The sequence below is a fragment of the Streptomyces sp. OfavH-34-F genome, assembly GCF_022347745.1.
Taxonomy (GTDB): Bacteria; Actinomycetota; Actinomycetes; order Streptomycetales; family Streptomycetaceae; genus Streptomyces.
Genome location: NZ_JAKRGC010000239.1, coordinates 1 through 10039, shown reverse-complemented (window position 1 = coordinate 10039; position 10039 = coordinate 1). Strand labels below are relative to the sequence as shown.

Annotated in this window: 6 protein-coding genes and 1 pseudogene; 5 read left to right on the top strand and 2 right to left on the bottom strand. The window is 71.7% G+C overall.

What is annotated here, in order from left to right; translation table 11 throughout:
- The 5 genes and pseudogenes from MHW47_RS26350 to MHW47_RS26330 form a co-directional block, all read left to right on the top strand.
- Positions 1-168: pseudogene (locus MHW47_RS26350) on the top strand (sirohydrochlorin chelatase); the annotation flags it as partial.
- Between the two features lie 36 nt (positions 169-204).
- Complete coding sequence (locus MHW47_RS26345; RefSeq protein ID WP_239226262.1) at positions 205-1527, top strand: deoxyguanosinetriphosphate triphosphohydrolase; 1323 nt, start codon at positions 205-207, stop codon at positions 1525-1527.
- Between the two features lie 89 nt (positions 1528-1616).
- Complete coding sequence (locus tag MHW47_RS26340) at positions 1617-2876, top strand: FAD-dependent oxidoreductase (RefSeq protein ID WP_239226261.1); 1260 nt, start codon at positions 1617-1619, stop codon at positions 2874-2876.
- A 114-nt stretch (positions 2877-2990) separates the two neighbouring features.
- A complete protein-coding gene (gene dnaG, locus MHW47_RS26335) occupies positions 2991-4907 on the top strand; it encodes a DNA primase (protein WP_239226260.1) in 1917 nt (638 codons plus the stop codon).
- A gap of 126 nt (positions 4908-5033) precedes the next feature.
- Positions 5034-6023: an RNA polymerase sigma factor gene (locus MHW47_RS26330; RefSeq protein WP_239226263.1), complete on the top strand. Its 990-nt coding sequence runs from the start codon at positions 5034-5036 to the stop codon at positions 6021-6023.
- 79 nt (positions 6024-6102) lie between these two features.
- On the opposite strand, the gene MHW47_RS26325 is transcribed toward MHW47_RS26330, so the two are convergent.
- Both MHW47_RS26325 and MHW47_RS26320 read right to left on the bottom strand, forming a co-directional pair.
- Positions 6103-8034 carry an ABC transporter ATP-binding protein gene (locus MHW47_RS26325; RefSeq protein WP_239226259.1) on the bottom strand — a complete coding sequence of 644 codons (1932 nt, stop codon included), beginning with the start codon at positions 8032-8034 and terminating at the stop codon, positions 6103-6105.
- Complete coding sequence (locus MHW47_RS26320) at positions 8034-9767, bottom strand: ABC transporter ATP-binding protein (protein ID WP_239226258.1); 1734 nt, start codon at positions 9765-9767, stop codon at positions 8034-8036. Before MHW47_RS26320 ends, MHW47_RS26325 begins: the two co-directional genes overlap by 1 nt.
- Positions 9768-10039: the final 272 nt, after the last annotated feature.

Genomic DNA, 10039 nt, shown 5'->3' with positions numbered 1-10039 from the left:
CGCTTCGCCGCGGCGGCCGCCGCCCACGCGCCCTGGATCGCCGCCGCCCCGCTCGGCGCCCACCCCGCGATGGCCCGGCTGCTCCTGCACCGGTACGACGAGACCCGCGCGGCCGGCCCGGCCGCGTACGGCACACCGATGAACACCCCGCTCGCCGCCTCCGCCTGACCCGTCCCGCTGGCGCGGCCGACTAGGGTCGGCAGTATGAACGGCACGGACGGCACACAGCACCCCGGTACGGCGCCCTACGGCCCCGCCGACGCCGAGCGCTGGGACACCGAGCCGGACAAACGGCCCGGCCGCACCGCCTTCCAGCGCGACCGCGCCCGCGTCCTGCACTCCGCGGCCCTGCGCAGGCTCGCCGGCAAGACCCAGGTCGTCACCCCAGGCACCCGTAGCCCCGTCTGGGACGCCAGCCCGCGCACCCGGCTCACCCACTCCCTGGAGTGCGCCCAGGTCGGCCGGGAACTCGGCGCCGCGCTCGGCTGCGACCCCGATCTGGTGGAGGCGGCCTGCCTCTCCCACGACATGGGACACCCCCCTTTCGGCCACAACGGCGAACAGGCCCTCAACGACTTCGCCTCCGACTGCGGCGGCTTCGAGGGCAACGCCCAGTCGCTGCGGCTGCTCACCCGCCTCGAACCCAAGCGCTTCGTCCCCGACACCCGCACCGGCGAGCTGGTCAGCGTCGGCCTCAACCTCACCCGCGCCGCCCTCGACGCCGCCACGAAGTACCCCTGGCCGCGCGGCGCCCACCCCACCGACCCCGGCTCGCCCAAGTTCGGGGTCTACGAGGACGACCTCCCGGTCTTCACCTGGTTCCGCCGGGGCGCGCCGCCCGGCCGCCGCTGCTTCGAGGCCCAGGTCATGGACTGGTCCGACGACGTGGCGTACTCCGTGCACGACTTCGAGGACGGGCTGCACGCGGGCCACATCGACCCCAACTGCCTGGAGGCCGAACCGGAGCGCCGGGAGATCTGGGCCGTCGCCCTCGGCCGCTACGTCCCGGCCGGCACCGACCCGGAAGAACTGGCCGAAGCGCTGGACCGGCTCATCGCCCAGGAGTGGTGGCCGCACGGCTACGACGGCTCCGCCGTCGCCCAGGCCCGCCTGAAGGACGCCACCAGCCAGCTCATCGGCCGGTTCTGCCTCGCCGCCGAGACGGCCACCCGGCAGGCGTACGGCCCCGGCCGCCACACCCGGTACGGCGCCGAACTCGTCGTCCCGCGCGCCACCCGCAACGAGTGCGCGGTCCTCAAGGCCATCGCCGACCGCTACGTCATGCAACGCGCCGAACAGGAGGAGATCCGCGCCGACCAGCGGATCGTCATTGCCGAACTGGCCGCCGCGCTCACCGCCCGCGCCCCCGAGGGCCTGGAGCCGCACCTGCGCGCCCTCTACGAGGCGGCCCCCGACGACCGGGCCCGCAAACGGGTCCTCGTCGACCAGATCGCCGCCCTCACCGACGCCTCCGCCCGCGCGCTGCACGCCCACCTCACCCCCGGCGCGGGCCGCCACCGGGAGTGACGTAATCGGGCCACGCACCCTTTCGGCACTACGCTGCGTGCGGGACGCTCGCAGTTGGCGCCGCGCAGCAAGCACCGAGGAGGCATCAAGTGGCAGACGCACATCGGACGTTCGTCATCGTGGGCGGAGGGCTGGCCGGGGCGAAGGCGGCCGCGACGCTCAGGTCGGAAGGGTTCAGCGGCCGGGTCATCCTGATCGGCGACGAGCGCGACCACCCGTACGAACGCCCGCCGCTGTCCAAGGGCTACCTGTCCGGGAAGGAGGACCGCGACAGCGTCTTCGTCCACGAGAACGGCTGGTACGCGGGCGCCGACGTCGAACTGCACCTCGGCCAGCCCGTCACCTCGCTCGACCCCGCGGCCCGCACCGTGGAGACCGGCGACGGCGCCGTCGTCCACTACGACAAGCTGCTGCTGGCCACCGGCTCCGAACCGCGCCGGCTCCAGGTGCCCGGCACCGACCTGGCCGGCGTCCACCACCTGCGCCGCCTCGCCCACGCCGACCGGCTGCGCCACGTCCTGTCCGCGCTCGGCCGGGACAACGGCCACCTGGTCATCGCCGGGGCCGGCTGGATCGGCCTGGAGGTCGCCGCCGCCGCCCGCGGCTACGGCGCCGAGGTCACCGTCGTCGAACCCGAGTCCACCCCGCTGCTGCGGGTCCTCGGACCGGAACTCGGCCAGATCTTCACCGAACTCCACAGCGACCACGGCGTCCGCTTCCACTTCGGCGCCCGGCTCACCGAGATCGTCGGCCAGGACGGCATGGTCCTCGCCGTGCGCACCGACGACGGCGAGGAGCACCCCGCCCACGACGTCCTCGCCGCGATCGGCGCCGCCCCCCGCACCGCGCTCGCCGAGGCCGCCGGGCTCACCATCGCCCCGCGCGAGGAGGGCGGCGGCATCGCCGTGGACGCCTCGCTGCGCACCAGCGACCCGCACATCTACGCCGCCGGCGACGTGGCGAGCGCCGCCCACCCGCTGCTCGGCACCCGGCTGCGCGTCGAGCACTGGGCCAACGCCCTGAACGGCGGCCCGGCCGCCGCCCGCGCCATGCTCGGCCAGGACGTCGCCTACGACCGGGTGCCCTACTTCTTCTCCGACCAGTACGACCTCGGCCTGGAGTACTCCGGCTGGGCACCCCCCGGCAGCTACGACCAGGTGGTCATCCGGGGCGACGCCGGCAAGCGCCGGTTCATCGCGTTCTGGCTCCGGGAGCACACCGTGCTCGCCGGGATGAACGTCAACGTGTGGGACGTCACGGAGCCCATTCAGCAGCTGATCAGGTCCGGCCGCCCGGTCGACCCGGACGCCCTGGCCGACCCCTCGGTGCCCCTGGAATCCCTGGTCTGAGCGGCCCCCGGCCGGCGCGCGGGCCCCCGCCCGCACCCGCGCCGGCCGGGAAGAGGTCCCCGGCCCGCGCCCGCCCGCGGCGTTCCTGTCCGAACCCACCCGTAGAATTCAATCGTGGCGGGCAGGATCAACGACGACGACGTGAAGGCGGTACGGGACGCGGTCCCGATCGACGCCGTCGTTTCCGAGTACCTCCAGCTGCGCAACGCCGGCGGCGGCAACCTCAAGGGCCTCTGCCCCTTCCACGACGAGAAGTCCCCCTCCTTCCAGGTCAGTCCGAGCAAGGGCCTCTTCCACTGCTTCGGCTGCCAGGAGGGCGGCGACACGATCGCCTTCGTCCAGAAGATCGACCACCTCACCTTCGCCGAGGTCGTCGAGCGGCTGGCCGCCAAGGCCGGCATCACCCTGCGCTACGAGGAGGGCGGCTACAACCCCTCCCACCAGCGCGGCGAGCGCATCCGGCTGGTCGAGGCTCACAAGGCCGCCGCCCAGTTCTACGCCGAGCAGCTGGACGGCCCCGAGGCCGAGATCGGCCGCAGGTTCCTCGCCGACCGCGGCTTCGACCAGTCCGCCGCCGCCCACTTCGGCATCGGCTACAGCCCGGCCGGCTGGGACCACCTCACCCGCTTCCTGCGCGGCAAGGGCTTCAGCGACCGGGAGCTGATCACCTCCGGCCTCTCCCAGGACGGCAGGCGCGGCCCCATCGACCGCTTCCGGGGCCGCCTGATGTGGCCCATCCGCGACACCGCGGGGGACGTCGTCGGCTTCGGCGCCCGCAAGCTCCGCGAGGACGACAACGGCCCGAAGTACCTCAACACCCCCGAGACGCCGATCTACAAGAAGTCCCAGGTGCTGTACGGCATCGACCTGGCCAAGAAGGACATCGCCAAGTCCAGCCGGGCCGTCGTCGTCGAGGGCTACACCGACGTGATGGCCTGCCACCTCGCCGGGGTCACCACCGCCATCGCCACCTGCGGCACCGCCTTCGGCGGCGACCACATCAAGATCCTGCGCCGCCTCCTCATGGACAACGGCAGCGCCCGCGTGATCTTCACCTTCGACGGGGACGCGGCCGGTCAGAAGGCCGCCCTGCGCGCCTTCGAGGACGACCAGAAGTTCGCCGCCGAGACGTACATCGCGATCGCCCCGGACAACATGGACCCGTGCGACCTGCGGCTGGTCAAGGGGGACGACGCCGTCCGCGACCTGGTCGAACCGCGCACCCCGCTCTTCGAGTTCGCGCTCCGCCAGATCGTCGGCCGTTACGACCTGGAGACCCCGGCCGGGCGCGCCGCCGCGCTCGACGAGGCCGCCGTCGTCGTCGCCAAGATCAAGACGCGCAGCATCCAGCGCGAGGTCGCGGTCCAGCTGGCCGGCTTCATCGGCATCCTCGACCAGGAGTACGTCGTCCACCGGGTCAACCAGCTCGCCCAGTGGGCCCGCGGCCGGGGTGGCGACCCGCGCGGACCCGGCCGGGCCGGGCGCGGCGGCACAGGCCCCGGCCGCCCGCAGCAGATCCAGGCCCCGCCCGTCCCCTCCGGCCCCGCGCTCAACCTCCGCAGCCCCGCCCACCGCACCGAGCGCGAACTGCTCAAGCTCGCCCTCCAGCGCCCCGAGCTGGTCTCGCCCGCCTTCGATGCCTACGGCGCCGACGAGTTCACCGCACCGCCCTACGCCGCCGTGCGCCAGTGCATCGAGGAGGCGGGCGGTGCCGAACAGGGCCTCGCCGACAGCCGCGAATACCTCGTCCGGGTCCTCGACGCCACGCCCAGCGAGGCCGTCCGCAAGCTGATCACCGAGCTGGCGGTCGAGGTCTTCCACGGCAAGTCCATCGACGAGACCTACGCCGGGGAACACCTGGTCAACGTCCGGCTGCGCGCCGTGGACCGCCGGATCAACGACGTACAGAGCAGCCTGGCCCGCCTCGGCAGCAACGTCGCCCCCGACCACCTCGCCGCCGCGCAGAACGAGGTCTGGGTCCTCCAGCAGTACGCGCAGACCCTGCGCAACCACGGCGCCGCCGCCCTCTGACGTAACCGCGCCGTCTCAGAAAGTCACCGCACGCCCCTCGTGGCGGCTGTGTGTCGTGCCCCACACTGGATGCCGGCGCCATGAGTCATCGGAGCGCGGCCCCTCCCGCGGTCCGGCAGCGATCACCTGGAGGTCGCCCCCGTGCAGACCCGGACCGTCATGGAAACCCCGGACCCACCGGTGCCGCGCGCCAGGCCGGAGACCGGCCCCACCTCCGACCTGTTCCGCCAGTACCTGCGCGAGATCGGGCGCATCCCGCTGCTCACCGCCGCCGAGGAGGTGGAGCTCGCCCGGCGCGTCGAGGCCGGGCTGTTCGCCGAGGAGCGCCTGGCCCGCGCCCCCGACCCGGACACCCGGCTCGCCGTCGACCTGGACCGGCTGGTGGTCATGGGCCGGACCGCCAAACGCCGCCTGATCGAGGCCAACCTCCGGCTCGTGGTCTCCGTCGCCAAGCGCTACGTGGGCCGCGGCCTGACCATGCTCGACCTCGTCCAGGAGGGCAACCTCGGGCTGATCCGGGCCGTCGAGAAGTTCGACTACACCCGCGGCTACAAGTTCTCCACGTACGCCACCTGGTGGATACGCCAGTCCATGTCCCGCGCCCTCGCCGACCAGGCGCGCACCATACGCGTCCCGGTCCACGTCGTGGAGCTGATCAACCGCGTCGTCCGGGTCCAGCGCCGGATGCTCCAGGAACGGGGCTGCGAACCCAGCCACGAGGAGGTCGCCGCCCAGCTCGACCTCACGCCCGAGCGGGTCGGCGAGATCCTCGGCCTCGCCCGCGAACCGGTCTCGCTGCACGCCCCGGTCGGCGAGGAGGAGGACGTGTTCCTCGGCGACCTCATCGAGGACGGCGACGCCGCGTCCCCCGTGGAGTCCGCCGCCTTCCTGCTGCTGCGCCAGCACCTGGAGGCGGTCCTCTCCACCCTCGGCGAGCGCGAGCGCAGGGTGGTCCAGCTGCGCTACGGGCTGGTCGACGGGCGGCCCCGCACCCTGGAGGAGATAGGGCGCATCTTCGGCGTCACCCGCGAGCGGATACGCCAGATAGAGTCCCGCACCCTCACCAGACTGCGTGACCACACCTCCGCCGACCAGCTCCGCGGCTACCTCGACTGACGCGCGACGCGCGTACGGCCGGGGCAGCCGCGGAACTGTTTCCGGACCTCGTGCCCGGCCGGGCCGGTCCGAGCCGGGTTCAGTCGACCTCGGCGACCGCCTGGGCGAACTGCGCCGCGTACAGCCGCGCGTAGGCACCCTCGGCCGCCAGCAGTTCGTCGTGCGTGCCCTGCTCCACGATCGAGCCGTTCTCCATGACCAGGATGACGTCGGCGTCCCGGATGGTGGAGAGCCGGTGCGCGATCACGAAGCTCGTCCGGCCGTGCGCCAGGCCCGCCATCGCCTTCTGGATCAGCACCTCGGTCCGGGTGTCCACGGAGCTGGTCGCCTCGTCGAGCACCAGTATCACCGGGTCGGACAGGAACGCCCGCGCGATGGTGATCAGCTGCTTCTCGCCGGCGCTGACCCCGGAGCCCTCGTCGTCGATCACCGTGTCGTAGCCGTTCGGCAGGGTCCGGATGAAGCGGTCGGCGTGGGCCGCGCGGGCCGCCTCCTCGATCCGCTCCCGGCCGACGTCGCCGGGCGCCCCGTAGGCGATGTTCTCCGCGATGGTCCCGCCGAACAGCCAGGTGTCCTGGAGGACCATGCCGATGCCCGCGCGCAGGTCCGCCCGCGACATCTTCGCGATGTCCACGCCGTCCAGCGTGATCCGGCCGCCCGTCACCTCGTAGAACCGCATCAGCAGGTTGACCAGCGTCGTCTTGCCGGCGCCCGTGGGGCCGACGATCGCCACCGTGTGGCCCGGCTCGACGTTCAGCGACAGGTCCTCGATGAGCGGCTTGTCCGGGTCGTAGCGGAACGCCACGTGCTCCAGCGCGACGCTGCCGCGCAGGATGCCGGGGTGCTCTGCCGCGCCCTTCGCCGGGTCGGGCTCCTGCTCGTCGGCGTCCAGCAGCTCGAAGATCCGCTCCGCGGACGCCACCCCGGACTGCACCAGGTTCGCCATCGAGGCGACCTGGGTCAGCGGCATCGAGAACTGCCGCGAGTACTGGATGAACGCCTGCACGTCCCCGATCGACAGCGACCCGGAAGCGACCCGCAGCCCGCCCACCACGGCGATCAGCACATAGTTCAGGTTGGACACGAACATCATCAGCGGCTGCATGATGCCGCTGTTGAACTGCGCCTTGAACCCGGCCTCGTACAGCGCCTCGTTCTGCTCGGCGAAGTCCCGCGCGGACTCCTCCTGCCGGCCGAAGACCTTCACCAGGGTGTGCCCGGTGTACATCTCCTCGATGTGGGCGTTGAGCTTGCCCGTCACCTGCCACTGCCGCACGAACTGCGGCTGCGAGCGCTTGCCGACCCTCGTCGCGACGATCACCGAGAGCGGCACCGTCACCAGCGCGACCAGCGCCAGCAGCGGCGAGATCCAGAACATCATCACCAGCACGCCGATGATCGTCAGCACCGAGTTGATGAGCTGGCCCATCGTCTGCTGCATCGTCTGCGAGATGTTGTCGATGTCATTCGTCGCCCGGCTCAGCACCTCGCCGCGCTTGGCGCGGTCGAAGTACGAGAGCGGCAGCCGCGACAGCTTGGTCTGGATGTCCTCGCGCAGCTGGAACACGACCCGGTTGATGACCCGGATCGACAGCCGCGTGGACACCAGCATCAGCAGCCCGGCGCCGACGTACACCGCCAGCGCCAGCAGCAGCACGTCGCCCACCGCGCCGAAGTCGATGCCCTGCCCCGGGGCGAAGTCCACCGAGGCGAGCATGTCGGCCAGGTCGCTGTCGCTGCGGCGCAGGCCCTCCACGACCTGCTCCTTGGTCGTCCCGGCATCCATCTGGCGCCCGATCACCCCGGCGAACACCAGGTCCGTCGCCCGGCCGAGGATCTTCGGGCCGACCACGGAGAGCCCGACGCTGAGCGCGACCGCGACCAGCATCACGTACAGGGTGTTCTTCTCGGCGGCGAAGCGCTTCAGCAGCCGCTTGGAGGACCCCTTGAAGTCCATGGACCGCTCGGTCGGCGCCCCGCCCGCCATCATGCGTCCGCCAGGCCCGGCCATTAGGCGGCCTCCGCTTCCGTCAGCTGGGAGAGCACGATCTCCCGGTACGTGTCATTGCCGGCCATCAGCTCGTGGTGCGTGCCGGTGCCCACGACCCGCCCCTCGTCCAGGACGACGATCCGGTCGGCGTCGCGGATCGTGGAGACCCGCTGGGCCACGATCACCACCGTCGCCTCCGCCGTCTCCCGCCCGAGCGCGGCCCGCAGCGCCGCGTCCGTGGCGTAGTCCAGCGCCGAGAACGAGTCGTCGAAGAGATAGATCTCCGGGCGCTGCACCAGCGTCCGCGCGATGGACAGCCGCTGGCGCTGACCACCCGACACATTGGTGCCGCCCTGCGCGATCGGCGCGTCCAGGCCGTGCTCCAGGGCCTCGACGAACTCCTTCGCCTGGGCCACCTCCAGCGCGTGCCACAGCTCCGCGTCGGTCGCGTCCGGGTTGCCGTACCGCAGGTTCGTCGCCACCGTCCCGGAGAACAGGTACGGCTTCTGCGGGACCAGGCTCACGATCTTCGACAGCAGCACCGGGTCCAGCGTCCGCACGTCGGCCCCGTCGACCAGCACCTGGCCGTCCGTCACGTCGAACAGCCGGGGCACCAGCCCGAGCAGCGTCGACTTCCCGCTGCCCGTGGACCCGATGATCGCGGTCGTCTCGCCCGGCCGCGCCACCAGGTCCACCCCGCGCAGCACCGGCTCCTCGGCGCCCGGGTAGCGGAAGTCCGCACCGCGCACCTCCAGATGCCCGTGGGCGCGCAGCTCGCGGACCGGCTCGACGGGCGGCACGACACTGGACTCGGTCTCCAGGACCTCCTGGACGCGCTCCGCGCACACCTCGGCGCGCGGCACCATCATGAACATGAAGGTCGCCATCATCACCGACATGACGATCTGCATCAGATAGGCGAGGAACGCGGTCAGCGCGCCGATCTCCATCCCGCCGCTGTCGATGCGGTGCGCGCCGAACCAGACGACGGCGATCGACGACACGTTCACGACGGTCATCACCGTCGGGAACATCAGCGCCATCAGTCGGCCCGTCGACAGGGCCACGTCCGTCAGCTCGGTGTTGGCGCCCCGGAAGCGCTCCTCCTCGTACGCGTCCCGCACGAAGGCGCGGATCACGCGGTTGCCGGTGATCTGCTCGCGCAGCACCCGGTTGACCGTGTCGAGGCGCGTCTGCATCAGCCGGAACAGCGGACGCATCTTGCGCACGATCAGGCTGACCGCGATCCCGAGCACCGGCACCACCGCGAGCAGCACCGCCGAGAGCGGCACGTCCTGGCCCAGCGCCATGACGATGCCGCCGACACACATGATCGGCGCGGACACCATCAGCGTGAACGTCATCAGCACCAGCATCTGTATCTGCTGGACGTCGTTGGTCGTACGGGTGATCAGCGACGGGGCGCCGAACCGGCCGACCTCGCGCGAGGAGAACGACTGCACCCGGTCGAAGACCGCCGCCCGTACGTCCCGGCCGAGCGCGGACGCGGTACGGGCGCCGATGTACACGGCGCCGATGTTGCAGACCACCTGGGCGACGCTGACGACCAGCATCACGCCGCCGTAGCGGAGGATGTAGCCCGCGTCCCCCTTCACGACACCGTTGTCGATGATGTCGGCATTGAGGGTCGGGAGGTAGAGCGTGGCGCAGGTCTGCAACAGTTGGAGGGCGACCAGCACCACGAGTGGCTTCTGATACGGACCGAGATAGGCCCGCAGGATTTTTATGAGCACGCGTGTCTCTCGGAGTCGGCGAAGATCGGAGTCGGCGTAGGGGAGGGGAGCCGACCCATCTTCCGGCACCGCTTGCCGGGACCGCGAACGGTTTTGTTCAAGTCCAGGTCAAAAAACAGACCCGGTCCATAATTCGCGGTCCCCGCGTACTCACTGTGTCTGGTCGAACGCGCCCGGGTGGATCTGGTCCCGTGTCGCGATGTACTGCTGGCGCACCGCCTGCCCCACCGCCAGCTCCTCGCCCGGCTCCAGGACCTGCGCCGCGGCGCCCC